Raw genomic sequence first — 26,970 nt, 5'->3', positions numbered from 1 at the left:
CAGCAGGGCTCAGCCGCGCCGGCGCCGTCGTCCTTCGGCAGGCTCGACGGCATGACCACCGACCCGCCCCCCGATCGCTCGGGGCGGCTTGGGATGATCATCGCGGTGCTCGTGGCGCTCCTCCTGGCGGCGGGGGCGATGCTGTTCGCCGCGCAGCTGGGCCTGCTGGGGGCCGCGCCCGGTGCGCCCGGGGAGGGGACGGTCCAGCCGATCCCCGCGCCGGCCGTCGCCTCGGTCGAGGGTCGCCTGCGGCTGGACCGCCGCCTTGTGAAAGCTCTGGATCTGGGCGTCGAAGCCGCCCAGGTCCACGCGCTGGAGCGCCTCGGGCCGGAGGCCTGAGCGGCGCGCGACCGCCTCGGTCCGCTCGGGGAACGGCGAGATCCACACAAGCCTGCCGCCCGGCGCGAGCGCGCGCGCGGCGCCCTCGACGAAGCGCTCGAGCATGGCGTCGAGATCTCCCGTGCGCTCGACGCGCCTCCCGAGGGGCGGGTTGGTCAGGATCAGCGTGGGGGCGTCGCCCGGGGGCGGCCCGCCGTACGCGTCGCGCTGGAGGAGCTCCGCGTCGCGCGCGCCCGCGGCGTCGAGGTTCTCCCGCGCGATCTCCAGGGCCCGAGGATCGCGATCCGAGCCCACGAGCCGCCGGTACGGCCCGAGCAGGGCGCGCTCGCAGAGCTCCAGGCCCGAGCCGACGAACGGATCCCAGACGACGTCGTCGGCGCGCACCCCCGCGATGCGCGCGAGCGCCGCCGCGATCGTCGGGTGCGACGCCGCGGGCACGTCGCCCTGGCGGTACGCGAACCTCGGGTCGGGCAGGCGCGGCGCGAGCTCGACCCGGACGCGCCCCGCGCCCTCGTAGACGACCACGTCCCACGTGCTCTGCGTCGGATCGTTCACGAGCTCCGGGGCCCCTGCCTCGACCGCCGCCGCGGCGCGGAACACCGCTGCCCGGCGCTTGCCGCCGCCGGCCCAGTCGATGCGGTAGCGGATCGCGCCGCGCGTGAAGCGGCGCAGGATCTCGAGCGACTCCCGCGAGAGCAGCCGCTCGGCGACCGCCGCGGCGAGATCGGCGCCCGGATCGAGCTTCCGCAGCGGCAGCGGCAGCGCGATCGACAGCATCGTGCGGGCCCCGAACAGGACGTCGAGGCGGCCGCTCAGCATCACCTCGACGCGCGTGCCGCCGCACGGATCGCTCCGGAGCTCGGGGACGAGCGCCCCGCCGGGGGAGCCCTTGTCGAGCGCCGCGAGCTCCTCGGCGAGGAGCGCCTCGAGCCCGCGCCGGCAGCGCACCGCCACGCGGACAGGGAGCTCCGGCGCGCGATCGCCGGCGATCTCCGACGGCTCGCCGCGCGACAGGGTCCTCCTGGCCAGGAGCTCGGCGCGCGCGCGCACGCCGGCGACGTCGTCGTCGCCGCCGAGCTCGGCCAGCACGTCGAGCGCGGCGCCGCCGCCGACCTTGCCGAGCGCGTCGATCAGCGCGCGGCGGACGTCGGGCGAGCGCTCGCTGCGCGCCGCCTCGGCGAGCGCCTGCTCGACGAGCGGGCGACCGAGATCCGCCGCCTTCGGCTTGCCGAGCGCCACCGCCGCCATCCGCCGCGTGCGGCGATCGTCGTCGCGGAGGCAGGCGAGCAGGTAGTCGCGCGCCCGCTCGGAGACCTCGGGATCGAGCGGCGCGGCGGCCATCAGCTTGCCGATGAGCCGGGTGAGCGGCGCGCGCAGCGACGGCGCCGCGCCGGCGGCGCGCTCGAGCGCGGCCGGCAGCGCGGCCGCGCCGGCGCGCCGCAGCGCCCGCTCGGCGGGCTCGCCGGCCGTCTCGAGCAGCGAGAGGAGGGCGGTGAAGTGGCGGCGCCCCGGCGTGAAGCCCGGGTCCGAGAGGGCGCGCTGGAGGTCGGGGTCGGGCGTGGCGGGGGAGCTCATCGAGTCTGGGATCTCCACGTTTTCATTGGGGATCCCAGCGGATGCAGCCGGCCGGGATCCAGGGGGTGCCTGCGTCGCTCGCCGCGCGCGCTCGACTTTCGCGACAAGCGCGCCGTTCCGGCAAGCTCTTTCAGCGTAGGACCTCTCGGCGCTCTCGTCTTCGGTCCCCGGGTCGCTAGAGTTCCACCATGCCGGATCTGAGCCAGGTCATCCCGCGGACGGCGTTGCCGCACGACGTGCTGCGCGCGGCGCTCGGCGCGATCGAGGCGGGGCGGCGGGTGGTGCTCGCCTCGGTGGTGGCGCGGCACGGCTCGGCGCCGTCGACGCCGGGGCAGAAGCTCTGCCTGCTCGAGGATCTCACCGCGATCGGCACGATCGGCGGCGGCGCCGTCGAGCGGGCGGCGCTCGGGATCATGGGGCGCGCGCTCGACGAGCTCGCCAGCACCCCGAAGCTCGAGACCTTCCGGCTGGGCCCGAGCCTCGGGATGTGCTGCGGCGGCTCGGTCGAGGTCCTCATCGAGCCGATGCTGCCCGCGGTGCACGTGCTCGTGATCGGCGCCGGGCACGTGGGCGCGTTCGCGGCGCCGCTCCTCGCGTCGCTGGGCTTCCGGGTCACCCTCTGCGACGCGCGCGCCGCCGCCGCCGATCCCGCCCGCGTGCCGCCGTCGGGGCCGCTGGCCGGCGTGCCGCCTTTGCATGACGGCGCGCAGCAGGGGCCCCTGCCGGCGCTCGCGGGGCAGGTGCGGTTCGTGCTTGCAGATCACGACGACCCCGAGGTGGCGGCGGGCCTGCCGAGGGATCTCGGCGAGGCGGCGGCGCTCGTGATGACGCACGACCACGGGCTCGACCAGGCGGCCATCGAGTGGGCGCTCGCGCGCGGGTTCGGCTACGTCGGCGGGGTCGGGAGCCGGGCGAAGGCGGCGCGCACGCGCGCGCGGCTCGAGTCGAAGGGGGTGTCGGAGAGCGACGTCGCGCGGGTCCGGATGCCGGTCGGCGTCGACATCGGGGCGCGCACCCCGGCCGAGATCAGCGTCGCCCTCTCCGCGGAGCTGGTCGCCTGGCGCTCGGGGCGACAGCGTGCTCGGTGGTCGCCCGCCGCGACTGCGCTGGCGGGGGAGGAGCAGGCTCGATGAAGACCGTGATCACGATCGTGCTCGCCGCGGGCGCGGGCAAGCGGCTCGGGGGGCCGAAGGCGCTCCTCGCCTGGCCCGCGGGGGCGAAGGGAGGGGCCGAGCGGCCGCTGGCCATCGCGCACGCGGAGGCGCGGCTCGCGGCCGAGAGCGCGCGGGTGCTCGTGGTGGTGCGCACCTCCGTCTTTCACGCGCTCCTGGCCCACGTGCGGCCAGGCATCGACCTCGTCTCGTGGACCGCCCCGGACGACCTCGGCCCAGCGGGCTCGCTGGCCGTCGCCGCGCCGCGCATCGGCGACGCCGATGCCGTCGTCGTGACGCCGGTCGACGTGCCCCCCGCGAGCGCCGCGACGGTGGCGCGGCTGCTCGCCCGGCTCGACGCGGGCGCGTCGTCCGCGACGCCGCCGCTCGCGGTGCGGCCGCGGCACCTCGGCCGCGGCGGCCACCCGGTGGTGCTGCGCGCCGAGGCGCTGCAGCGCTACCTCGAGCCGGATCCGCCGCCGCTCCGGGATCACCTGCGGGCGCTCGGCGACAGGTGCGTGGGCGAGGAGGTGGACGATCCGAGGGTGCTGCACGACCTGAACATCCCGGTGGACGTGATCCGCGTGCTCGGGGGGCCGCCGCGCTTTCTCACCTGAGGGCGATCGGCGATCGTCGACGACATCGCGCAGCGCGCCTGGGTCGACGTCGCCAGGGCGACCGGGCTATCGTCGGTGAGGAGGAGCAGAAGAATGGCGACGAGCCCTCCAGCTTCAGCAAGCGCCGTGGGGAGCAGCGTGCCCCGCGCCGACGGCCCCCCCAAGGTCACGGGGGCGTCGCGCTACGTCGACGATCTCCCGGCGATGCCGGGCGAGATCTTCGGGCGCACCGTGCGGAGCCCGGTGCCGCGCGGGATCCTCCGGGGGGTGCGGTTCGACCCCGCGTTCGACTGGAGCGACGTCACGGTGGTGCTCGCCGAGGATGTCCCGGTCAACGTGGTCGCGCTGATCCTGGACGATCAGCCGATCCTCGGGACCGGGAAGGTGAACCACGCCTACGAGCCGATCGTCCTGCTCGGCTGCGCCGATCGGCTGAAGCTCTCGCGGGCGGTCCAGGCGGTCGCGCTCGACATCGATCCGCTGCCGCCGGTGCTCGACATGCGCGCCGCGCTCGAGGGCGAGGAGATCCTCTGGGGCACCGACAACGTCATCAAGCGGTACCTCATCACGAAGGGGTGCGCGGACGCCGAGCGTGAGCGCAGCGAGGTCGCCATCGACGCGGCGCTCGCGCGCTGCGAGGTGGTCGTCACCGGGACGTACGCCTCGCACCACCAGGAGCAGCTCTACATCGAGCCGCAGGGGGTCATCGCCTGGTGGGACGAGGCAGGCGCGCACGCGACCGGCTCGATCCAGTGCCCGTTCTACGTGCAGAAGGCGTTCCTGAAGGCGTTCGGGCTGCCGCCCGACCGGATTCACATCACGCAGTCGGTGACCGGGGGCGGCTTCGGGGGCAAGGAGGAGTACCCGTCGATCATCGCGCTCCACGCGGCGCTCCTGGCGAGGAAGAGCGGCCGCCCGGTGCGGATGATCTACGACCGGACGGAGGACATCGAGGCGACGACGAAGCGCCACCCGGCGTCCTGCGAGATCACGAGCGGCTGCGATCGGGACGGGACGCTCCGCGCGCTGAAGGTCCGGGTCCTCATGGATGGCGGCGCGTACGCGACGCTGTCGCAGGTGGTCCTGTCGCGCGGCGCCCTCCACGCGTCGGGCGCCTACCGCTGGGACGACGTCTGGATCGAGGCGACCGCGGTCGCGACGAACACGCCGCCGAACGGCGCCTTCCGCGGCTTCGGCGCGCCGCAGACGATCTGGGCGATCGAGCGGCACCTCGACCGCGTCGCGCGGGAGCTCGGCTGCGATCCGCTCGACCTGAAGGCGAAGAACGTGCTGCGCCCCGGCGACTCGACGGCGACGGGGCAGGTGCTCCGCGAGAGCGTCGCGGGCGAGGAGTGCATCGCGAAGGCGATCGCGGCGAGCGGCTACCGGCAGAAGCGCGCGGCCGGCCCGGTCGTGCGCGGGCGCGTGGCGCGCGGGATCGGGCTGTCCGTGTTCATGCACGGCGCGGGCTTCACCGGGTCGGGCGAGCGCTACTACAAGGGCAAGATCGCGGTGGACCTCGCGCCCGGCGGGCGCCTCCGCATCCGCACGGCGTCGACCGACATCGGCCAGGGGACGGAGACGGTGTTCCGGCAGATCGCCGCGGACGCGGCGGGGCTGCCGATCGACCGGGTCGAGTTCGAGGTGCCGTGCACGACGAGGGTGCCCGACTCGGGCCCCACGGTCGCGTCGCGCACCGTCATGGTGGTCGGGTCGATCCTCGAGGCCGCGGCGCGCGAGCTGGCGAGCCGCGTGCGCGAGGAGCAGGAGGCGGCGCGGCCGCCGCGCGCCGCGCAGGAGGGGCAGGCCAGCCGAGCGGCGCCGGCGGCGCTGAGCTTCGAGGAGGCCGCCGACCGGCTGCTCGCCCGCGAGGGGCAGGTGACGTCGCTGAAGCAGTACGAGCCACCGGGCCACGTGCGCTGGGACGACGAGGCTTACAAGGGAGACGCGTACCCGTGCTTCGGGTGGGCGTGCGACGTGGTCGAGGTCGAGGTGGATCTCGACACGTTCGAGGTGACCGTCGTCGACTTCTGGTCGGCCGCGGACGTGGGCAAGGCGATCCACCCGGTGATGTGCAAGGGGCAGATCGAGGGCGGCAGCCTCCAGGCGATCGGCTGGGCGCTCTCCGAGGAGATCGTCTGGCAGGGCGGCAAGATCAGGAACCCGAGGATGACCAACTACATCATCCCGACGTCGCTCGACGCGCCGCCGTTCCATGTCGTCCTTGTCGAGGCGCCGTTCCCGCTCGGCCCGGGCGGCGGGGCCAAGGGCATCGGCGAGATGCCGATGGATGGCGGCGCGCCCGCGGTGGCCGCGGCGGTCGAGCACGCGACGGGGATCGCCGCGTGCGCGCTGCCGCTCACGCCGGAGCGCCTGCTCGAGGCGGCGCGCGGCGCCGCGGCGCCACGGCCGGCGGCGGGGAGAGGGGAGCGCGCATGAAGATATCGCTCGTCGTCAACGGCTCGCCGCGCGAGGTCGACCTGCCGCCGCTCTCGCGGCTGCTCGACGCGCTCCGGGGGCCGCTCGGGCTCACGGGCACGAAGGAGGGGTGCGCGGAGGGCGAGTGCGGCGCGTGCACGGTGCTGATCGACGGCGACCCCGTGAACGCGTGCCTCGTCGCGATCGGGCAGTGCGAGGGGCGGCACGTGACGACGGTCGAGGGCCTCGCCGCCGCCGGGCACCTGTCGCCGCTGCAGCGCTGCTTCATCGAGGAGGGCGGCGCGCAGTGCGGGATCTGCACGCCCGGCATGCTCGTCTCCGCCGAGGCGCTGCTCGTGCGGAACCCGGATCCCTCGGAGCTCGACGTGCGCGAGGCGCTCGCGGGCAACCTGTGCCGCTGCACCGGCTACCAGCGGATCGTCGAGAGCGTCCGCGCCGCGGCGGCGTTGCGCCGGGGCGGGGGAGGGGGGAGGGCCCCGTGAGCATCGCGGATCTTCCCCTGTTCGAGATGCGGCGCGTCTCCGGGCTCGGCCCCCTGTGCGAGCTCGTGGCGGAGCAGGCCGCGCGCGGCGCGCCGGTCGCGCTCCTGGCCGGCGGCACCGACTGGGTCGTCGAGCAGGAGCTCAGGCCTCCGCTCGGTGTGCCCGCCCCGGCGGCGGCGGCGCCGCCGGCGAGCGCCGATCCGGCGGCGCCGCCGATCGTCGTCGACGTGTCCCGGCTCCCGGACCTGCGCGGCATCTCGATCTCGGGCGACACGCTCCGGGTGGGCGCCGCGACGACCTACCTGGAGATGCGCCGGAGCGACGCGATCGCCCGGCGGGCGCCGCTCCTCGCGCGGATGGGCCGCGACGTGGGCGCGGTGCAGATCCAGGCGCGCGGCACGCTCGGCGGCAACCTGGCCACCGCGTCGCCGGCGGCCGACGGCGTGGCCGCGCTCGCCGCCTACGACGCGATCGTCGTGGTGCAGAGCGTCCGGGGGGAGCGGCGCATCCCGATGAGCGCCCTGCAGACGGGCTACAAGCGCACGTCGCGCGCGCCGGACGAGGTGATCGTCGCGGTGGAGATCGCGCTGCCGGAGGCCGGATCGCCCTGGTACTGGCGGAAGGTCGGCGCGCGCCGTGCTCAGGCGATCTCGAAGGTCGCGCTCGCGGGGGTGGCCGAGGTGCGATCCGGGCGGCTCGTGCGGCTCGGGCTGGGGATGGCGTCGGTCGCGCCCACGACGGCGCTCCTGCCGAGCGTGCGCGCGCTCTGCATGTCGCGCTCGCTCGACGAGCTCACCGCGGCGGAGCTCGACGCCGCGGTGGCGCAGGACATCTCGCCCATCGACGACGTGCGCTCGACGCGCGCCTACCGGGAGCACTGCGCTCGCGGGGTGATGCGAGAGCTCCTCCGGCAGCTCGGCGCGCCGGTCTGATCACTCCATCCAGTCGAGCTGCGCGGCCTCGAGTCGGCGGCTGCGCCCGCCGGAGCACGCCGGCCGCTCGAGCGACGGCGGCGCGGGCGGGGGATCCATGTCCACGTCATCGCAGCGAGCGCATCGCCGCGGGGTGTTGGTGCCAGCCTGGAAAATGGTGACGCAGCCGCAGGCCTGGCAGATCATGCCGATATCGTAGTTCATGAGCACTCCTCGACGACGAACGCTCCGGGACGGCCCGAGCGGCGGGAGGATGCGCTGGCGGGGCGACGCGCGCGCGACGGCGCGGCAAACATCGCGCGGAAGCCTCGGTTCGCCGGGGTTCGCGGCTCGAAAAGCGGGCCGCGCCGACGTTCCAGGACATGCGAGAAGAGCCGCTCGGTGACCTTAATTGATTTTGACTTTCATTTTGCACGGGGTCGTGGTACCCGCGCGCTCGCGACACTGCGAGCCCGACACGAGCGCCGCACGGTAATTTTAGTTTGTATAATTTATTACATTTGATGCTGCTCCGTACCTCCCTACGCGGGCTTGGCCTCGCCGCGCCCGTGCTTCTGCTCACCCTGACCCGCGCCCATGCGCAGTCTCCTGAACCGAGCCCAGGGGACCCCTCTGCTTCGGGTCCCCCTCCGGATGTCGGAGCGCCGGTGGAGGTGCAGGGCGCTGCCGCGCCGGAGCAGGCGCCGCCCCCTCGTGGCGGAGCGCCGGCGGAGGTCCAGGGCGCTGCCGCGCCGGAGCAGGCGCCGCCCCCTCGTGGCGAAGCGCCGGTGGAGGTCCAGGGCGCTGCCGCACCGGAGCAGGCGCCGCCCCCTCGTGGCGAAGCGCCGGCGGAGGTCACGGTCGCGGGGACGCGCGTGACGAGGACCGCGGGCTCTGCCCATGTGATCAAGAGCCGCCAGCTGGAGCGCTTCGAGCACGACGACCCGCACGCGGTGCTGATCAGCGTCCCAGGCGTGTACGTGAGGGGCGAGGACGGGCTGGGCCTGCGGCCGAACATCGGTGTGCGCGGCGTCAACCCCGATCGCAGCAAGAAGGTGACGCTCATGGAGGACGGCGTCCCCATCTCGCCTGCGCCGTACTCCGCGCCAGCAGCCTATTACTTCCCCCTGATCACGCGCATGTCGAACGTGCGGGTGATCAAGGGGCCAGGGGCCATCGCGTACGGCCCGCAGACCGTGGGCGGCACGGTGGATCTCATCACCCGCTCCGCCCCGTCGCTCGCCTCGGGCGCGCTCGACCTCGCCCTCGGCGAGTACGGCTACGGCAAGGCGCACGGCTATCTCGGGTCGAGCGACGGTCAGATGGACTTCCTCGTCGAGGGCGTGCACCTCCGGAGCGACGGGTTCAAGGAGCTCCCGGGCGGCGCGGACACCGGGTTCTACCGCAACGAGGTGATGCTCAAGGGCAGCTACGTCGTCGACCCGACCGCGCGCATCAAGAACGAGCTCCGCCTCAAGCTCACGTACTCGGAAGAGCTCTCGAACGAGACGTACCTCGGCATCACGGACGAGGACTTCGAGGCGAGCCCGCGCCGCCGCTACGGCGTGAGCGCGCTCGACCGGATGCGCAACCACCGCACCGCGGTCGCGTTGACCCACGTGATCGAGCCGTCCCCGGACCTGTCGGTGACGACGACCGTCTACCGGAACGACTTCTCGCGCGCGTGGCGCAAGGTGAACGGCTTCCGCGGGGCCAACCTGTTCGACGTGCTCGCCGCCCCCGACACGCCGCAGAACGCGGTGTACTACGCCGTGCTCACCGGGCAGCTCGACAGCTCGACGCCGGGAGAGGCGCTGCTCATCGGCCCCAACGAGCGCGACTTCGCCGCCCATGGCGTGGAGACCCGCGTCCGCTGGAACACGACCACGGGGCCGGTCTCGCACCGCGTCGAGTACGGCCTGCGCCTGCACTACGATCGGGTCGAGCGCCGTCACAGCGAGAACGGGTTTCACGTGCTCGGGGGCACGCTCGTGCCGGACGGCGGCCCGACCGTCGTGACCCAGTTCAACGAGGCGTGGACCGAGGCGGCCGCGCTCCATGCGAGCGACGCGGTCACGTGGAGATCGCTCACGGTGACGCCCGGCGTCCGGATCGAGATGATGCGCTCCGCGTTCGTGGATCGCGCGGCCGGGAGCGAGCAGACGCGGCTCGCGCGGGCGCTCCTGCCCGGCGCCGGCGCCTACTACGCGCTCACCGAGGCGCTCGGGCTCCTGGCCGGCGTCTACCGCGGCTTCAGCCCGCCGGCGCCGGGGAGCGACGAGCACGTCCTGCCCGAGCTCAGCGTGAACTACGAGGGCGGCGCGCGCTTCGCCGACGGACCGCTGCGCGCGGAGCTCATCGGCTACTACAACGATTACTCGAACATCACGGACGTCTGCACGCTCTCGAGCGGCTGCCTCGACGCGGATCTCGACCGCCAGTACGACGCGGGCGAGGCCCGGATCTACGGCGTCGAGGCCTACGCCGAGCACGAGGTCCCGCTCGGCCAGCTGAAGCTGCCGATCACCGTGGCCTACACGCTCACCCAGACCGAGTTTCTCTCGAGCTTCACCTCGGACGACCCCATCTTCGGCCGGGTGGCGAAGGGGGACGAGATGCCCTACGTGCCGCGGCACCAGGCGAGCCTGTCGGTCGGGGTCGAGCACGAGCGCGCCGGCGTCGTCGTGGGCGCAAGCTACGTGTCGGCGATGCGCGAGAAGGCCGGCGGCGAGCCCATGTCCCAGGCGCTCGCCACCGACGAGCAGCTCCTGATCGACGCGAGCGCCAAGGTGCGTGTCGTCGGGCCGCTCGTGCTCTACGCGAACGCGCGCAACATCCTCGGCTCCCAGTACATCGTGTCGCGCCGGCCCTTCGGCGCCCGGCCGAACGCGCCGCGCTGGATCCAGGTCGGGGCCAAGGCGTCGTTCTGACGCGGAGCCTGGCGTCGATCAGAGCGGCCGGAGGTGCGGCGGAGGCTCCTTCGGGCCCGGGAGGATGTAAGACGCCGGGGCGATGCCGTCGCGGACCGAGGCGAGGTCGACGCCAGGATCGATGAGGCGCGCGATGCGGCGGCCGTTGAGCGAGACGAGGGCGTCGGCGCGCACCTCCACGGGCCCGCGGCCGCGGCGCTCGAAGTCTCCCCGGATGTGGCGAGAGAGCTGCAGGATGAGGTCGGGCTGGCCCGCCATCTCGCGCTCCTGCTGGCGGGTCAGGTACTCCCGCGGGCTCACGTGCCACGTCCGGCCGGTCTGCGTGTTGCGGACGATGAAGGTGACGCTCCCGTTCTTCTCGCGGACCATCACGCGCCACGAGAAGCGCATTCCCTGCTCGTGCCAGCGCACGTTGCCGCCGTACGCCAGGAACCGGAGCGGCAGCGCGAGCTGGACCGCGCAGTACGCGGCGCCGAGCGCGAGCCCGAGCGCGCGCAGCCGTCGCGCGGGGGGCGCCGCCGGCGAGGCGGCAAGGTCGCCCGCGAGCGCGGGCTGCTCGCCGGCGCTGCCGTGGCCGCCGGCGCTGCCGTGGCCGAGGAGCGCGCGCGCCCGGGCGACGAGCCACCCGGGCCACGTCGGGGGAAAGAACACGAGCGCGGACAGGACCATGATCACCGGGAACATCCCGATCGGGAACAGCGCGCGCGTGACGGCGTGGAACAGGATCACCGCGACGTAGGCGAAGGGACGGAGCCTCCGGACGAGGAGCAGCCAGACGATGCTTGTGTCGAACAGGAACCCCGCCCAGCTCATGAGCGGCGCGGCCCACGGGTGCGTGAAGAGCGGGCCGAGGACCGGCATGTCGGTGCGCGAGCCGAGCCATATCCTGAGCGGCTGCGCGTGCAGGAGCCAGTCGCCGTGCGCCTTGGCGAGCCCCGCGAACGTGTAGACGACGCCGACCTGGAAGCGGAACAGGTACAGCCACGCGGCCGGGACGGAGCGCTCGCGGCGCCGGGAGAACAGCGCGTCGACGGACCAGGCGCGGTGCGCGGGCGACACCGCGAGCAGGAGGCCGAGCAGGCTCGCGAGGTAGTAGTGGTTGAGGTACGTCGTGACGTCGATGACCTGCAGGTAGGTGAAGCCGACGACGAACAAGGGCGCCGCGACGCGGAACATGAGGCCGAGGGCGATCGCCAGGGCGAGCGCCCCGAGCGCCCAGAACAGGGCGTGCATCCCGGCCGGCGGCAGCGGCTCGACCCAGGCGAAGCCCCAGTACTTGAAATGAAAGCTCGGCTTGACGAAGAGCTCGTCGATCCAGCCGTACGCGATGAAGCGCGCCATGCTCACGCACATCGTGAGCCCGAACAGGGCGCGGAACGCGGCGAGCCAGGCGATATCGACCGGGCGAGCCAGCGCCCCGGCCGCCCGCGACCACGCCGCCGCGAGCCCGCGGGAGGGCGCGCGGTCAGGGGGCTCAGTCGTTGTCACCTTCCGACGACTGGGGCAGCTCGAGGTTCAGCGCGCTGACGAACTCCGTCTTGAGCAGGTCCGTCAGGGCCTTCACGGCGTTGTAGACCCCCTCGACCTTCGCCCGGTCGGTCGCGAGCGCCTGCTCCATCGGCAGGTCGAGCGCGTCCACGGCCGCCTGGGCTCCCGAGAGCGCCAAGAGCATGCGATCGGCGAGATCGCCCGAGCCGATCTCGCGCAGCCAGTCGTCGAACCCGACGCCCTCGCCGCCCTCGCCGCAGCCCTGAAACAGGCGCCGGAAGCCTCTCAGGTTCGCCCGGAGGTGCGCCGCCGAGACCAGGGCAAAGCGGGACTCCAGCGCTTCCGGGCAGGTGGGCGTCACGCAGTCCGCGGTGAAGCCGAGCGGCCGCCCGAGCTTCCAGTCCTTGAGCTCCTTCTCGACATAGAACATCGCGTCGCTCACCGCGTTGAGCGCGTCCTGCTCGGTCGCGAAGACGGGGCTCCCGTGGCCGGCCTGGGTGAGCTTCTCCCGGAAGCTCCCCGCCTCGGGCGCCCAGACGCGCGCGAGCGCGCCCGCGCGGGTGAGCACGTCCGCGGCCACCGCGGCGGCATAATCGGCCTTGCGCCGCGCGAGCTCTCCGGCGCCGAGCGCCGCCCAGGTGCCGCTCGCGTTGATGGTCGAGAACTGCGAGCAGGCGTTGTCGCCGCCACCGTGGAAGACGAGGTACTCGAACGCGGCGAGGCCGCGGGCGTTGATGAGCGACGAGGAGAAGCTCGGTTGCGCGTAGGCCCGGCTCACGATCTGCTCCTCGATCTTGCACCGGCTCACGAGGGGCCAGGCGTAGATCTGGTCCCGGAGATCCTGCCCTCCAGGATGCGCGGAGCTCGCCGCGGGGCCGAAGCGGAAGATCTCTGCCTCCTGCCAGACCGTCATGGCGGCGAGCCAGGCGCCGCGCGCGGCGGAGGCGCTCGGCTCGCCCGGGTCGCTGGCGAAGGCCGAGGCGCTCTCGCTGAGCGCGCGCGCCTGCGCCTCGAACTCGCAGGCGCGGTTCAGCGCGCAGTCGGCGGCCGCCGAGAGCAGCTTGGCTTTCGTGAAGGGGCCTTCAGCGATGGGGACCGGGGCGCAGACGTCACCGACGCCCGGCTCGCCGCCCCCCGCGCCTCCGGTCGCGGCGCTCGTGGAGGCGCCCGTCGTGGCGCCCGTCGTCGTGGCGCTCGCCGTCGTGGCGCTCCCGGCGCCGCTCCCGGTCGAAGGCGCGGGCGCAGCCCCGCCGCTGCCCGATGGCTGCGCGCCGCCGGGGCCCGCGTTCTGGCCGGTGTAGACAACCTCGTTCGGGGGAGGCTTGCGACACGCGACGACCGTGGCGACGCCGACGAGCGACAGCAGGAGCGCCGCCGGGAGGCGGTGGGCTGCGCTCCCGTTCGGGGCCCGGTTCATTCTCGGCCTCACGCTGTTCATGCAGCCTTCCTGGGATACGGGCGCTCGCCCCGGGCCCCGCGGCGTCGCGGCGGCCGAGGCTCGTTTCACGGGAGGATCGTCGGTCGCTCCCCGTCCGTCAACACGAGGCGGGGAGCGCGCTGCCTCTCGTATCGGTCGTGTCAGTCCCTCGGGGCCGGGACCGGCAGCAGGACCAGCGTCGCGTCGTCGTCCTCGGGCCCGTTGCCGTCGGACCGGTATCCGGCGGCCGCGATCCAGGCGCCGTTCGGGGACACCGCGACGCCGAAGAGCGAGTCATCGGAACGATCGAAGCTGTAGAGCCGATGTCCGCTCGGAGAAAAGCGCGCGTCCGGGGCGCCATTCCGATCGAGCACGGCGATCATGGCATCGACATTCCCCGTGGCCGGGGTGGCGCTCCCGACCATCACGACGCGATCGTCGGGCAGGGCGAGGAGGTTGCGCCCGCGATCGTTGTCGCCGGCCACGTCGAGCAGGAAGCCGCCGCTCACGCCCCAGGAGGCGTCGAAACCGCCGGTGGCCGTGACGCGGAAGGACACGAGGTCCACAGGGCCGCTCTCCTCGGCGCGCCCGTATCCGGTGGTCACGTACTTGCCGTCCGACTGGAGGGCCGCGCCGTAGGCCTCGGCCATGCCGACCGGGAACGGCGCGAGCCTCACGACGCCGTCCGACGAGAAGGTCGTATCGGGGGTCCCGTCGTCGTTCAGCCGCAGCAGCACGATCTGGTTCCTGCCGCCCACGCTCGTGTAACCGGAAGAGAAGATCTTGCCGTCGGGCTGCACGAGCCCGTTGCGCGGGTTGTCGCCCAGGTTCAGCCCGTCGACGTCGAGCGTGTGAACCCCCTCGGTCGCAAAGGTGGTGTCCAGATCGCCGTCCGCGGTGAGCCGCACGATCGCGCGGTCTCGATCGGCGCGGCCTTCCGCCTTCTTGGAGGCGAAGAGGACCAGCTGATCGTCGATGTCGCGGTCGACGCCCCAGAGCATGTCGCCCGTGTTGCCGTCACCGGCGCCGAGATCGTGGATGGCGATGCCGTCCGTGCCGAAGGTCGTGTCGAGCGTGCCGTCGGTGTTGAACCGTACGACCGCGAGATCCGCGTCGGGCGGCGTGGCGCTCGGGTCGTGCTCGACATTGCCCGCGAGCACGACCTTGCCGTCGGACTGCAGGACGATGCCGCGCGCGGTCTCTGCGGTCCCGCCCGCGACCACGTTGACCTTCGCTATCCCGTTCGTGCCGAAGGTGGTGTCGCGCGAGCCATCGGTGTTGAAGCGCGCCACCACCATGTGGGTGTCGCCCTCCACGGCCACGTGTCCCGCGGCGTAGGCCTTCGATTCGGCGTCGAACGCCACGGCCCAGAAGCGGTCGTCGGCGGCCTCATCGAGCGCCACGACCCCTGCGAAGCCGTCCGCCCAGGGCTCCTCACCGGTGCCGCCGCCTTCGCCCGCGCCGCCGGTGCCGCCGCCTTCGCCCGCGCCGCCGGTGCCGCCGCCTTCGCCCGCGCCGCCGCCGCCTTCGCTCGCGCCGCCGGTGCCGCCGCCTTCGCCCGGGCCGCCGCCGCCTTCGCTCGCGCCGCCGGTGCCCCCGCCCTCACCGCCCCCGCCGGTGCTGCTCGTCGAGGTCGCACCGCCTGTACCCCCGGCGCCTCCAGAATTCTCCTGGCCGTCGGTGTCGTCACCGCACGCAGCCACCCCGCCGAACAGCACGCACCAGGAAATTCCGAACGTCGCGAGAACGGTCCGATGAGCGGACAGCCAGGTTCTCCTCGAAGGCATGATCGACGACCCTTTCATGAAGATGATAATGAAAGTCGCTAACTGAGGCGGAAATGTATGTGCAGGAAGACCGCTCTGTCAAGAGATTCCGCTGGATCTGGCGCGTCGATGGGCCGGTGATTGCCGGGGATCTCGCCGGGACGGGCAGCGCGGCGTTGCCTCCACGCCCGTTCTCGAGGCGCGAATCGCCTGGATCGAAGCTGTGCCACGGCGATCCTCGGCGCATCCCTGCTGCCGGTCTTCCGTCCGCCTCAATCGCGCAGCGGTCTCGACGTCGTGCCGCTCGGGCTGGCAGCGCGCGGGCGCCGCCGCCGCCGCGTCAGAGCAAGGTGAGGAGGCGCCGGGCGCGGGCCTCGGCCGACTGGATGAGCTGCTCGGACTCGAGCTCGGGGATCTCGAGCTTCTTGCACAGCGCGGCGAGGTACTGCTTCTCCGCGTCGTGCTGCTCGCCGTCGACGAAGGTGAGCAGCACCGCGTGCTGGAGCAGCGTGCGGCGGTCGTCGCCGCCGAGCTCGCCGAGGGGCACGTCGTCCAGGGTCTTCCGCTCGGCGGCGTAGGCGCGGATCTCCTTGGCCTGGTCCTCGCTTGCCTCGAACGCCGCGATCAGCCCCTCCACCATCTCGCGCTCGGTGTCGTGGAGCTCGCCGTCCGCCCACGCCACGCTCACGAGCGACTTCACGATCGCCATGCTCTGCTCTTGCATGGCGACGAGTGTCGTCGCTCCTCCGGGGCAACGTCAATCGTGAGGGGGCGGCGTCCTCGCCTCCGCGTGCGGCACGACGTGCAGGGCGCCGCGCGCGAGCGGCCCGGCCAGCGAGGCGAAGAGCTCCGGCCGCAGCGTCCCGGCGAGCCCGGCGAAGAGCAGGGCGAGCGCGACGAGCGCGAGCCACAGGGACAGGCCTCTCCGGCGCCGGGTCACCAGGGGCGCAGGCGGCCTGCTGCCCTCGTCCAGCGCGACCGGCTCGGCTTCGGGCGCGGCCCGCTCGGACGGAACGGGACGCCCCGCCCCGGGGACGGGCGAGCGCACGCCCGCGATGGCGAGCGCGGAGCTCGCGGAGAGAGCCGCGACCGGGGGAGGCGTGAGGGTGAGGTCGAGGCCTGCGAGCGCCTTCATGCTGCGCGCGGCGCGGCGCTGCGCGCTGTGCTCCGACTGCGCCACGAAGCGCGCGACGAGCTCGTCGACCCGGGAAGCTCCGGCGCCGTCCGCCGGGGGGCGCGCGCTCCGGGATCGACGCGAGGCGCTCCACACGATGGCGTCGATGGGAGCGAGGCCCGCCGGGCACGGCTCCTCCGCCGGGGCCGCGTCCGCGGGCGGGTCTGCCGGCACGGCGTCGAGCGCCGACACCGGGGCATCCGCCTCCACCGCCGCCGAGGTCTCGGCCGCCGCAGGCGCGGCCGCCGCGGCCGGAGCACCGTCGCCGCGCTGCGCCGGAAGGGGCCAGGGCAGCGTGTGTCGCGCTTCCGGCGTTTCTTCGAGCGACGCGACGGGCGCTCGAGGACCCGCGGGCACGGCGCCGAGGTGCTCCCGACGGACGAGCGGCCAGCCGTCGTAGGCCGGGGTGACCTGGAGAGCTGCCGCCTCCTCGACCTTGAAATGGATGGCGGGGGCGCGCGCAGTCTCGACGGCCTCCGCCGGAACCTCGCCGGCCTCCGCCGGAACCTCGGTCGCCCCGGCGGGCGCCTCCGCCAGGTGGTTGGCCGCGGCGCCCTCGGCCGCCATCCTCTCCGCCCATACGGCCGTGGCCACGGTGGGCGTCGGCTCCTGCGAGAGCGGGACGACGCCGGCGGGATCCGGCGAGAGCTCGACGAGGATCGAGTCGGTCGGCGTAGGCTCCCGGGGAGGCGGCGCGACGCGGGCGGGGGCAGGGGAGAAGTCGACGAGGAACACCTCGATCCCCTCGGGGCTCGTGAGCGCCTCCCCGTACCCCGAGGCGCAGGCGACGGGCGATGATCCTGCCACGGCGCGCGTCCCTTCAGGTGCGACGGCCGCCACCGCCGGCGCGATCGGCGAGCTCGACGCGATGAGCGCCACGGGCGCGATCGACCGCACAGGCTCGATGAGCTCCGGGATCACCGGGACCTCGGCCGGCGCTCCGGCCGTCTCGATCTCCACCACCGCCTGCACGATGGTGGGTGTCGGCTCCGGGAAGGCCTCGGCTTGCGCGCCGGCGTGCGTGGGGGGCTCGACCGCGCCGGTCTGCGCCTCGGAGCGCGCGGCATGCTCGGGAGACGGCTCGACGGCCGAGGTCCCGGCGACCTCGCCCGCCACCGCAGAGGCCTGGAGCGGCGGCCCGGCGGTCTCGCACGCGACCGGCCCGGGACTGAGGGTGAGCTCCACGATCGCAGGCGCGATCGGCCCGGGGCTGAGGGTGAGCGCCACGATCGCCGGCGCCGGCGGCGCGGCCTCGTCGCGCATCGCGGCGGCTGGGTCACGCGGCGCCACGGCGGCCTGGCCGCGGGGCGCGACCGCTGCCTCGGCGCGCGGCTCGTGCTGCGATCGCGCGGGCGGCGGCTGCGCCCTCTCGCTCGCTTCCTGCGCCGCGGGCCTCGCCTGGACCTCCGCCCGCGCGCGCTTCAGCCGGCCGGCCTCCTTGGCGCGCAGCGTCTCGCGGGCGAGCCGCGCCAGCGCGCGCCGGGCGGCGTTGCGGTTCACCGGGATCAGCGCGGCCTCGAGCTCGCGCGCCACCGCGTCCGGGTCCTGCTCGGACGCGGGGCGCGGGCGCGCGGTCGCCGCGAGGCTCGGCATGCTGCCCGCGGACGAGGCGAGCAGCCGCGCGAGCAGATCGCGCAGCAGCCGCGCCGCCTCCGCGGGCGCCACCGCCTCGCCGCGCGAGCGCAGCGTGACGGTGCCCTCGGTCGTGAGCAGCACCGCGCGATGGTCGAGCCGGAGGGGCAGGCGCGACGTCGCGTCGCTGACCGCCAGCGCGAGGTAGCCCGAGGTCTCCGGCACCAGCGAGGCGCATCGCGCGTGCGCCGCCGCGAGCACCTCCTCCAGCGTGACGCAGGCGCTCACGAGAGCCCCCGCGCCGCCGCGTCGCTCGCGCGCGCCGGCCTGACGGGCACCCCCGCCGCCGCGAGGTACGCCTTCGCCTCGCCGATCGTGTACTCGCCGTCGTGGAAGATCGACGCGGCGAGCGCGGCGTCGGCGCCGCCCTCGACGAGGCCGGCGCGCAGGTGATCCAGCGTCCCGACGCCGCCCGACGCGATCACCGGGACCGGCACGGCCCGCGCGATGGCGGCCGTCAGCAGGAGGTCGTACCCGTCCCGCGTGCCGTCGCGGTCCATGCTCGTGACGAGCAGCTCGCCGGCGCCCGCGCGCGCGATCTCCTCGGCCCACGCGACCGCGTCGCGCCCCGTATCCCGCCGGCCGCCGTGGGTCACCACGGTCCAGGCCACACGCGAGGGATCGGCGATCCGGCGCGCGTCGATCGCCACCACGATCGCCTGCGCGCCCCACCGATCCGCGGCGCGGCGCACGAGGTCGGGATCGTTCACGGCCGCGGTGTTGATCGCCACCTTGTCGGCCCCGGCGTGGAGGAGCGCCTCGATGTCCTCCTCGGACTTGACGCCGCCGCCGACCGTCAGCGGGGTGAACAGCACGTCCGCCGTGCGCGCCACGACGTCCAGGATGATGCCGCGCTTCTCGTGCGACGCGGTGATGTCGAGGAACGTGATCTCGTCGGCGCCCTCGGCGTCGTAACGGCGGGCGGCCTCGACGGGATCGCCGGCGTCCCGCAGCCCCACAAAGCGGACGCCCTTCACGACGCGGCCGTCCTTGACGTCGAGGCACGGGATGATGCGCTTCGCGAGCATACGTGGGCGTTAGCGTACCTGCCGCGCGTGGGCCAACTGTTGCGAGGCGCGCTTTCGCCGGCGTTTCCGTCGCAGCGACGGGGCCCCGCGTGGACTGGACGCCCGGAGCCTGACCGCGCCGCGGTTCCTCGCTACCATGGCGCCCATGCATTGCCCGCACTGCGGGAAACCCATCCCCGAGGGCTCGAACGCGTGCCCGCACTGTGGCGCCGCGCTCATGCCGCCGGGCGGAGCGGCGGGCCATCACGGCCTGAAGCCCGTGGCCCGCACCATGGTCGGCGTCGCGCTCCCCGACCTGCTCCGGCAGACGCCGCCCGCCCCGGCCGATCCGGGCGGCGCGGGCCACGGCAAGGCCGCGCTGCCGCCCATGGCCGGCGCGCCGAGCGCCGCATCGCGCACGATCGTCGGCATGCCCGCCGCGATCTTCGGCCAGGCGCCCGTGCAGGCGGATCCGCGCCTGTCCGGGGGCACGCTTGCCGTCGGGACCCCGGGCGCAGTCGCGTCAGGCGCGCGCTTCGATGCGCCGGCGCGGCCGGGCGCGCCTGTGTACCCGCCGCCGGGCGCGCCGGCGTACCCGCCGCCGGGCGCACCGGCGTACCCGCCGCCGGGCGCGCAGCTCCTCGATTCTACCGTGCCGCTCGCCCCGAGCCTCCCCGCGGCGCGCGGTCCGGCGCCGCCGCCGGCAGCGTCCCGCACGCTGGTCGGCGTCGCTCGGCCCGGCATCGCGCCGCTCGCGCCCGGCGCCCCGGCCGAGCCCGATCCCGAGCTCGAGGCGCGCTACCAGCCGGCCGGCGAGCTCGGCGCGACGATCGCCCCCATGCGCTTCCGTGCCCCGGCGCTGCGGAACCCGGCGCTCATGCGCCCGCTGCGCCTGAAGCAGCGGCTGGCGCCGGCGCCGCCGAGCACGCGCGCGCGCACGTCCCGTCGGGCCGTCGTCGTCGTCGCCGCGGGCGGCGTGCTCGCGCTCGGCGCCGTCCTGTTCGCGCTGCTCTGGCCGAGCGCGCCCCCGGTGACCGCGCGCGCCCGCGCCGACGCCGGTGGCCGCGAGGTCATCGAGCTCCGGTGCGACAGCTGCCCCGACGGCACGGCGGTCTCCATCGGCGAGGGCCGCGCGACCATCGCCGCCCGCGTCGCGCAGATCCCGCTCGCGAGCCCGCTCTCCGTCGGCGAAAACCGGATGAAGGTCGCCATCGACCGCCCCGGGAGGGGGCGCGACGAGACGGTCGGCGTCTCCATCCACGTCGCCTACCGGATCCGCCCCGACCTCGGCACCCTGCAAGGGGAGCGCCCGTCGATCCAGGTCGTGGTCGAGGCGAGCAAGGGCACGCAGGTGATCCTCGACGGCAAGGAGGTCGCGCTCACGAGCGGCCGGGCCATCGAGTCGATCGACGTCACCGCGGCGGTCACCGGGCTCTCGGACGAGACGAAGACCTTGAGCCGGCAGGTGCCGTACACCGTCGCGCCGCCCGACGGCCCGCGCGAGCAGGGCATGGTGAGCGTCGCGGTCGGCATCGTCCCGCTCGGCATCGAGGCGCCCGGCCCGAGCGTGGTCATCGACAAGGAGAGCTTCGTGCTCGCCGGGCGCACGGCCCGCGGGGCCCAGCTCTTCGCCGGCGCGCACCCGATCGCGGTCCGCCCCGACGGCACCTTCGCGCACGTGATGAACGTCTCATCCGTGGGCGCGACCCAGTTCGAGGTGCGCGCCAAGATGCAGGGCATGGCGCCGCGCATCGCGAAGATCGCGGTGCGCCGGGTCGACCGGCTCGCCGCCGCCGCGAAGGAGTTCGCCGGCCGCGGTCCCATCGGCTACGCCGAGCTCGCCGCGGGCGGGAAGGACCACATCGGCAAACCGATCGCGCTGACCGGCGAGGTCCTCGAGGCGCGCCGGCAGGGGTACTCGACGCTGATCCTGCTCTCGGTTCCGCCCGCCTCCGGCTGCAAGGAGGCCGGCGCGACCGCCGCGAGCGCGAGCCCCGGCGCCGCGGCGCGCTCGCCGGATGCGTGCAAGGTCCGGCTCGTCCACGGCGCCGAGAACCCCGCCCAGCGCGGGGACGTCCTCACCGCCTATGGCAGCGTCGCGCCCCCGTTCGCCGCGCCGGGCGGCGCCGAGATCCCCGAGGTGTGGGTCGAGTTCACCCTGAAGGGTGGCCGATGAGCGCCGCGCGCGCGACAGAGCGCGGCCCGCGCCGGCCGCGTCGCCTCTGGAGGGCGGGCCTCGCCGCGGCCGCGGCCCTGCTCCCCGCCACGGCGCCGCTCGCCTTCGCCGACGCGGTGGACACGAGCCGGCCGCGCACGATCGTGGTCGGCGCGCCCCGCGGCTTCGCCCCGAGCGACCGGCTCGACGCGCACCGCACCGGCCGCTCCGCGGCGCGGCTGCCCATCCCTGCGCGCGAGGCGTGGCGGAGGCAGCTCCGCGCCGGCATCGACGCGGCGCCGCTCGTCGACGCCGACGGCGACCTCCTCCTCACGCTGACCGTCCCCGAGGTCGTCAAGCTCGGCGCCGACGGCCGGGAGCGCTGGCGCGTGCGCATCGGCGACAGCGCGCCGCTCGCGCCCGCCGCGATCACGAGCGACGGCACCCTCGCGCTGATCACCTCGTCCGGCCTCGCCGTCGGGCTCACGCCTGCGGGGAGCGTGCGCTTCGCGGTCCCCCTTGGCCTCCGCGGGCGCGACGCCGACGTGACGCCGCTCGCGCTCGACGACGGCGGGCTCGTGGTCGCCGCGGGGCGCTCCCTCGTCGAGCTCGCCGCGGACGGGAGCGTGCGCGCCCGCGCCGAGATCCCGGAGCGCGCGACCGGCGCCCTGCTCGCGGGCCCCGGCGGCACGCTCGTCACCACCGAGTCGGGCGCGGTGCTGACCTGGCGTCCGCCCAGCGCGCCGAGGCGGCTCGGCTCCCTCGGCGGCCTGCCCCGCCGCGGCGCCGCGCTCGCCGACGCCCGCACGCTGCTCGCGGTCATCGACGGCCGCCGCCTCGTCGCGCTGGATCTGCCGACCGGGACCACCGGTGTCCGCGTCGGCGGCGCCTTCGGCGGGCTCGACGGGCCGCCCGCCGTCGGCGTCGGCGGCGTGGCCGTGGTCCTCTCGAACGTCGGCCTGCTCCTCGGAGTCGACGCCTCGGGCAACGAGGCGCTCCGGGTCGCCATCGACCGGCCTCTCGCCGCCCCGCCCGCCGTCGGGCTCTCCGGCTTCCTGGGCGCGGCGGACGCGAAGCCGAGCCCGCCGGTCGTGATCGATCGCACGGGCCGCGTCGGCTTCGTCCGTGCGGGAGGCCGTGCCGGCGTTGTCGAGGCGGACGGCAACGTCTCGATCGCCGCCGAGCGTGTCTGCGCTGCCCCGGTCGCCGTCGTCCCTGCGGGCGAGGAGCGGATGGCGATCGCTTGCCGTGACGGCACCGTGGTGATGCTGGCGCGCTGAGCCGCGCGCCCGGGCCCGGCGCCCCCTGCGGCCGGCCGCGCGCGTGCGATCAACGCGCCCGCGCGGTGCATCGGGGACGGCCGTGGGTCAGCCGTCCTGGCTCGTCGTGTTCGGGGTCCACTTCTTCCAGGTGCCCTCCTCGTCCACGTACAGCTCCGACTCGCCCGCGGCCGTCCTGAACCGCGTGATCGTGATCTGGTCGTCGAGCGTCGCCGCGTCGGCCTCCTCGTACAGGGGTTTCGCGAGCGCGTCGGCGGGGAGCATGTGCATGCTCACGACGAACTCCTCGGCGTTCGCCTCGGCGATGCAGAATCCGTTGCTCGTTGTGTTGCTGAAGGCGAGGTACGGATTGATCGTCGCTTTGGACTCGGAGGGGTCGACGTTGATGAGCTCGGCGATGTTCGCCATCTCGTTGAGTTTCTTCAGCAGCGGATGGCTGGCCACCTGTTTCTGCAGCCGCGATTGGTACGTCGTCGACGAGATCGCGGCGCCGACGAACTCCACGATCTTCGGCGGGTCGGCGTCGGCGCTGTCGACGGCCGGCGTCCCTGCGAAGAAGGCGTGGGGATCGCCCGAGATCGCCACCACGTTGGGGGCCGCGATCTCGCGGAGCAGCGCGTTCCGCTGCTCGCGGAAGCCGTCCCAGCCGTCGCAGCTCAGGTAGAAGCGCCGGTTGACCGGCTCTGTGGCGGACATCGTTATATCGATGGCGAGCTGTGAAAGGCAGTACTCGTTTCCCCACACCTTCCATGTGCTCTTGGACCCGTTGATCTTGTCCTTGAACCACGCCAGCTGTGCCTCCCCCATGACCATGGCCTCGGCGGGGGGCCCGGTGGGCGTCGGTTTGAACGCGATCAGCGAGGCCGCATCGAAGGTGTCCTTGACCACGAAATAGCGCGACCCGAACGCGCTGTAGAAGTCGGGCTTCTCGAGCGCGAGATCGACGTACTTTCCGAGATCGACGTAGGCGAGCCCGCGATCCCAGAAGGCGCTCACGCTTGGGTCGATGAGGTCCAGCGGCGGCTCTGCCCCCTGCTCGTTCAGCTTCTCCACGATCGCATTGACGAAGGCGACGCTGATGGTGCGGGTCCGCTCGTCCTGCGTGTACCCGAGGCTCGGATCGAAGCCGAGCACGGGCGCGGCCTCCTTCAGCACGTTCGCGTAGTAGCCGTCCTCGAAGGTATCGATGTTCTCGATGTAGTTGCCCGCTAGCTCGGGCACGTCGTTCGGGGCGCCAAAAGCGCCGATCTTCGCGAAGATCTTACCCGGGAAGCCGTCCTCCGGGATCAGGTGATCCGCGCGGTAGGTGCGGAGATCCGTCATCACGAGGTGGACGTGCTTTCCGAAGGTGAAGTCCCGGTAGATGGTGATGTCCTCGGGGTACTCGACCGTCTTGCTGTAGCGGAAGTCGTCGCCCGCCGTGTAATCGACCGGCATGTACTCGAACCAGGCCTGGTTCGCCGCCTTGCGCCGCTCCTCGTCCGTCTCCGGCTGCCGGCCGTTGAAATAGGTCGCTGTCGCGCCGTGGCAATCGCCCGAGAACTCGTGATCGCCCCAGACGGCGATCATGGGAAACAGCTCGTGCACCCTCTGGAGCGCCCGGTCGGACCGGTACGTCCTGTAGAGCTCCCGGTAGTTGCTCAGCGACTTGGCGGCGTGGTACGGGGCGCCCTGCGCCGGCTCGAAGGCGATGGCGCCGTTCGCGTCCGAGAAGGTGATCTTGCGCTCCTCCGAGGGGGCCTGGAAGCTCGGATCGCCGGTCGTCTCGACGATGTAGTCCCCGAGGTGGACGATGAAATCGAGCTGCTGTCTCGCCAGGGCCGCATACGCGTTGTAGTAGCGACCGACGTAGTCCTGACTCGACACGAAGGCGAAGCGCACAGGCACGTCCGCGTCGGGCGCCGGCGCCGTCCGCGTCCGGCCGATGCGCGAGCTGACACAGCCGTCTCCCGTCGTGTAGTAGAAGCGGTAATAGTAGGTGGTCCCGGCGCTCAGGCCGCTCACCTTGACCTTGACGCAGTGATCGAACTCCGCCCGGGCGGTCACGGGGAACCGCGTGCTGTTCGAACCCACGGTGGCCGCGTTGCCGGAGGTCGCCTTGAGCGTCACGAGCTGCGTGAACCCCTCGTCGAGCGCGACGACGAGCGACAGGCTGAGATCCGTCTTCTGGTCGCTGTCGACGAGCCGGGTCCACAGCACGACGCTGTCGGGCTTCGGGTCTCCGGAGGCCACCGACTGGGGAAAGGACGCGTCATCCTCTTGTACATCGCACGCGCCGGGCCCGCCCTCTTCGTCGGTGCAGGAAGTCGACACGACCACCGAGCCGGCGGTCACCAGGGTGGCGCGAAGAAAGTCTCGGCGTCTCATCATCGATTGAAGTCCTCCAACGACGGATACACCCCGGGCGCTGCGCGCGCAACGGCGGCGCCGGGCCCGCCCTCGCGCCGCGCGCCCGCGCGCTCCTCGGGCTCGCTCGGGCGCCGCGGGCCGCAGCATGGCGCCTCCGCGCGAAGGGCGCGAGGGCTACTTGACGTGCCGAGTAAGGCGGCCTCTCGTGCGGGCTCGACCCGCTGAAAGGATGTCATGTTCCAGACCAACCTCTCCCCTGAAGCGCTGCGCGGCGCCCTCGCGCGCCTCCGCGGCGGGCATCCCGAGCGGGGCCGCGCCGGCGCGCGCCAGCCGGTCCATACCGTCTACGGCGGCGCCCACCTGTTCAAGGCCGACACGGCCCGGAAGCTCGGGGCGGTGGCGCTCCGCGTCGTCGACGAGCACGCCCCCGACTTCGCCGTCTTCGCCCGGGCGATCGGCCTGCCAGGGGCCGATGGGCTCCCGGAGGAGCGCGCCGAGGCCCTCGCGCTCTCGGCCGCGATCGAGGCCGGCGGCGGCGCGGCGGCGCGCGCCTCCGGGCCGGCGAGGCTCGCGCACGCCGTGTACGCACGCGTGCTCGACAAGCTCCGCCGCGAGCCCGTGGAGGACCTGCGCATCGACTTCGAGGACGGCTACGGCGTGCGCCCAGGCCACGAGGAGGACGCGCACGCCGCCGCCGCCGCGCGCGAGGTCGCCCTCGGCATGGCCGCGGGCGGCCTGCCGCCGTTCCTCGGGATCAGGATCAAGTCGCTCGGCGACGAATGCGCCGAGCGGAGCCTGAGGACGCTCGACCTCTTCCTCTCCTCGCTCGTCGCCGCCTCGGGCGGCGCGCTCCCGCCCGGCTTCGTTGTGACGTTGCCGAAGGTTGTCGCGCCCGAGCAGGTCTCCGCGCTGGCCGACGCCCTCGACGCGCTCGAGGGCGCGCTGCGCCTGCCCGCGGGCTCGATCCGGATCGAGCTGATGGTCGAGACGCCGGCGTCGATCCTCGGCCCGCGCGGGGAGATCGCGTTGCCCGGGATGGTCGAGGCGGCCCGCGGGCGGTGCGCGGGGGCGCACTTCGGTGCTTACGATTACACGGCGAGCTGCGAGATCACGGCCGCGCATCAGCACCTTGCCCACCCGGCGTGCGACTTCGCGCGACACGTGATGCAGATAGCCCTGGCCGGCTCGGGGGTCTGGCTCTCCGACGGCGCGAGCAACGTCCTGCCCGTCGCGCCGCACCGCGCGCGGCCCGGCGGGGCGCCGCTCACACCGCAGCAGATGGAGGACAACCGCCGCGCCGTCGTGGGCGCATGGCGGCTGAAGTACGAGCAGGTCCGTCGCGCGCTCGGGAGCGGTTACTACCAGGGCTGGGACCTGCACCCGGCGGAGCTCCCGGTGCGCTACGCGGCCACCTACGCCTTCTTCCTGGAGGGCGTCGAGGCGAGCTCTGCCCGGCTGCGGGGCTTCATCGAGCGGGCCGCCCAGGCGACCGTCGCCGGGACGGTGTTCGACGACGCCGCGACGGGGCAGGGGCTCCTGCGCTTCTTCCTGCGCGCGATCAGCGCGGGCGCGATGACGGAGGTCGAGGCGGCGGAGAGGACCGGCCTCACGCCGGACGAGCTCAGGGGGCGATCCTTCCATGCCATCGTGGCGCGCCGGAGCGTGTGATAGGAGAGCATCGGAACGGACGCATCGCACAGGGGCACGGGCCGCGGGCCCGGGCCCGAGGAGAACCGATGAGCGCGATCACGACGCACGTCCTGGACACGTCGCGGGGCTGCCCGGCGAGCGGCGTGCTGGTGGTGCTGGAGGTCGGCGACGGCGGCGGTTACCGGGAGGTCGGCCGGGGCCCGACCGACGACGACGGCCGGCAGAGAGGCCTGCTCCCGCCCGGCGAGCGGCCGCTCGAGGGCACCTACAGGCTCACCTTTCACACCGGCGCCTATCACGCGGCGCTCGGGGTCGAGAGCTTCTACCCCACCGTGTCGATCCTCTTCGAGATCCGGGACCCGGCGCAGCACCATCACGTGCCGCTGCTGCTCAGCCCTTACGGTTACACCACGTACCGCGGAAGCTGAGGCGGAAGCTGAGAGCTGAGCGCGCTCCCGCGGGCGGCGCGACGGAGCATGGGCGCTCGAGCGTCGCGCGCTGGAGCGCGTGCGCTGGTCGCGCCTGATGCGGATGCGATCGAGGGGTCCGCGGCGGCGGCGGCCCCGGCGTGACGCACGGCGATGGAGCGCATGATACGATGGACGCTG

At 74.0% G+C, this 26,970-nt stretch carries 20 protein-coding genes and 1 pseudogene; 11 read left to right on the top strand and 10 right to left on the bottom strand.

All coding sequences use genetic code 11. The annotated features are described in order from the left end of the window. Nucleotides 1-9 precede the first annotated feature (9 nt). On the bottom strand, nt 10-1,914 hold the full coding sequence (locus WMF17_RS30270) for a HEAT repeat domain-containing protein (protein ID WP_437644416.1): 1,905 nt from the start codon (nt 1,912-1,914) through the stop codon (nt 10-12). A gap of 188 nt (nt 1,915-2,102) precedes the next feature. On the opposite strand from WMF17_RS30270, the gene WMF17_RS30265 reads away from it, so the two are divergent. From WMF17_RS30265 to WMF17_RS30245, 5 genes are all read left to right on the top strand, one after another. Next, nucleotides 2,103-3,047 (top strand): XdhC family protein, encoded by a 945-nt coding sequence (locus WMF17_RS30265; RefSeq protein ID WP_437644414.1) that lies wholly within the window; start codon nt 2,103-2,105, stop codon nt 3,045-3,047. Next, on the top strand, nt 3,044-3,682 hold the full coding sequence (locus tag WMF17_RS30260; RefSeq protein WP_437596652.1) for a nucleotidyltransferase family protein: 639 nt from the start codon (nt 3,044-3,046) through the stop codon (nt 3,680-3,682). Before WMF17_RS30265 ends, WMF17_RS30260 begins: the two co-directional genes overlap by 4 nt. Nucleotides 3,683-3,775: 93 nt before the next feature. After that, a complete protein-coding gene (locus WMF17_RS30255) occupies nt 3,776-6,121 on the top strand; it encodes a xanthine dehydrogenase family protein molybdopterin-binding subunit (protein WP_437644412.1) in 2,346 nt (781 codons plus the stop codon). Beyond that, nucleotides 6,118-6,603 (top strand): (2Fe-2S)-binding protein, encoded by a 486-nt coding sequence (locus WMF17_RS30250; RefSeq protein ID WP_437644411.1) that lies wholly within the window; start codon nt 6,118-6,120, stop codon nt 6,601-6,603. The genes WMF17_RS30255 and WMF17_RS30250 overlap by 4 nt, the downstream gene beginning before the upstream one ends. Then, a complete protein-coding gene (locus tag WMF17_RS30245; RefSeq protein WP_437644409.1) occupies nt 6,600-7,535 on the top strand; it encodes an FAD binding domain-containing protein in 936 nt (311 codons plus the stop codon). Before WMF17_RS30250 ends, WMF17_RS30245 begins: the two co-directional genes overlap by 4 nt. Here WMF17_RS30245 and WMF17_RS30240 read toward each other — a convergent pair whose 3' ends face one another. After that, entirely contained in the window at nt 7,536-7,739 is a 204-nt protein-coding gene (locus tag WMF17_RS30240; protein WP_437644408.1) for a hypothetical protein, read from the bottom strand. 443 nt (nt 7,740-8,182) lie between these two features. On the opposite strand from WMF17_RS30240, the gene WMF17_RS30235 reads away from it, so the two are divergent. Beyond that, nucleotides 8,183-10,444 carry a TonB-dependent receptor family protein gene (locus WMF17_RS30235; RefSeq protein WP_437644407.1) on the top strand — a complete coding sequence of 754 codons (2,262 nt, stop codon included), beginning with the start codon at nt 8,183-8,185 and terminating at the stop codon, nt 10,442-10,444. Between the two features lie 18 nt (nt 10,445-10,462). Here the strand turns inward: WMF17_RS30235 and WMF17_RS30230 are convergent, their stop codons facing one another. From WMF17_RS30230 to hisF, 6 genes are all read right to left on the bottom strand, one after another. Further along, nucleotides 10,463-11,932, bottom strand: a complete 1,470-nt coding sequence (locus tag WMF17_RS30230; RefSeq protein ID WP_437644405.1) for an HTTM domain-containing protein — start codon at nt 11,930-11,932, stop codon at nt 10,463-10,465. Next, a complete protein-coding gene (locus WMF17_RS30225; protein ID WP_437644403.1) occupies nt 11,919-13,349 on the bottom strand; it encodes an imelysin family protein in 1,431 nt (476 codons plus the stop codon). Before WMF17_RS30225 ends, WMF17_RS30230 begins: the two co-directional genes overlap by 14 nt. A gap of 161 nt (nt 13,350-13,510) precedes the next feature. Beyond that, nucleotides 13,511-15,136, bottom strand: coding sequence for a delta-60 repeat domain-containing protein (locus tag WMF17_RS30220; RefSeq protein ID WP_437644401.1), 1,626 nt, complete (start codon nt 15,134-15,136; stop codon nt 13,511-13,513). Between the two features lie 319 nt (nt 15,137-15,455). Then, on the bottom strand, nt 15,456-15,839 hold the full coding sequence (locus tag WMF17_RS30215; RefSeq protein WP_437596643.1) for a TerB family tellurite resistance protein: 384 nt from the start codon (nt 15,837-15,839) through the stop codon (nt 15,456-15,458). 33 nt (nt 15,840-15,872) lie between these two features. Then, complete coding sequence (locus WMF17_RS30210; protein WP_437644399.1) at nt 15,873-18,149, bottom strand: hypothetical protein; 2,277 nt, start codon at nt 18,147-18,149, stop codon at nt 15,873-15,875. After that, nucleotides 18,146-18,949 carry an imidazole glycerol phosphate synthase subunit HisF gene (gene hisF, locus WMF17_RS30205; RefSeq protein ID WP_437596641.1) on the bottom strand — a complete coding sequence of 268 codons (804 nt, stop codon included), beginning with the start codon at nt 18,947-18,949 and terminating at the stop codon, nt 18,146-18,148. The genes WMF17_RS30210 and hisF overlap by 4 nt, the downstream gene beginning before the upstream one ends. Nucleotides 18,950-19,085: 136 nt before the next feature. Between hisF and WMF17_RS30200 the strand changes: the two are divergent. After that, nucleotides 19,086-19,160 (top strand): annotated as a pseudogene (locus WMF17_RS30200) (zinc-ribbon domain-containing protein); the annotation flags it as partial. A gap of 32 nt (nt 19,161-19,192) precedes the next feature. Here WMF17_RS30200 and WMF17_RS30195 read toward each other — a convergent pair. Beyond that, nucleotides 19,193-19,360: a hypothetical protein gene (locus WMF17_RS30195; RefSeq protein WP_437651485.1), complete on the bottom strand. Its 168-nt coding sequence runs from the start codon at nt 19,358-19,360 to the stop codon at nt 19,193-19,195. Nucleotides 19,361-19,580: 220 nt separating this feature from the next. Between WMF17_RS30195 and WMF17_RS30190 the strand changes: the two genes are divergently transcribed. Together WMF17_RS30190 and WMF17_RS30185 are read left to right on the top strand one after the other, a co-directional pair. After that, on the top strand, nt 19,581-21,104 hold the full coding sequence (locus WMF17_RS30190) for a hypothetical protein (protein WP_437651483.1): 1,524 nt from the start codon (nt 19,581-19,583) through the stop codon (nt 21,102-21,104). Next, entirely contained in the window at nt 21,101-22,363 is a 1,263-nt protein-coding gene (locus WMF17_RS30185; RefSeq protein ID WP_437644397.1) for a hypothetical protein, read from the top strand. The genes WMF17_RS30190 and WMF17_RS30185 overlap by 4 nt, the downstream gene beginning before the upstream one ends. Nucleotides 22,364-22,450: 87 nt before the next feature. On the opposite strand, the gene WMF17_RS30180 is transcribed toward WMF17_RS30185, so the two are convergent. Further along, the gene (locus WMF17_RS30180) at nt 22,451-24,733 is read right to left on the bottom strand and encodes an alkaline phosphatase D family protein (RefSeq protein WP_437644395.1); all 2,283 of its coding nucleotides are present in this window, start codon (nt 24,731-24,733) and stop codon (nt 22,451-22,453) included. Between the two features lie 213 nt (nt 24,734-24,946). Between WMF17_RS30180 and WMF17_RS30175 the strand changes: the two genes are divergently transcribed. Further along, a complete protein-coding gene (locus tag WMF17_RS30175) occupies nt 24,947-26,380 on the top strand; it encodes a DUF6986 family protein (protein ID WP_437596637.1) in 1,434 nt (477 codons plus the stop codon). Nucleotides 26,381-26,448: 68 nt separating this feature from the next. Continuing rightward, complete coding sequence (uraH, locus tag WMF17_RS30170; protein WP_437596636.1) at nt 26,449-26,790, top strand: hydroxyisourate hydrolase; 342 nt, start codon at nt 26,449-26,451, stop codon at nt 26,788-26,790. Nucleotides 26,791-26,970: the final 180 nt, after the last annotated feature.

It is taken from the genome of Sorangium sp. So ce362, from assembly GCF_051519845.1.
Taxonomy (GTDB): domain Bacteria; phylum Myxococcota_A; class Polyangia; order Polyangiales; family Polyangiaceae; genus Sorangium.
This window is presented reverse-complemented; position numbering and strand designations above follow the sequence as displayed.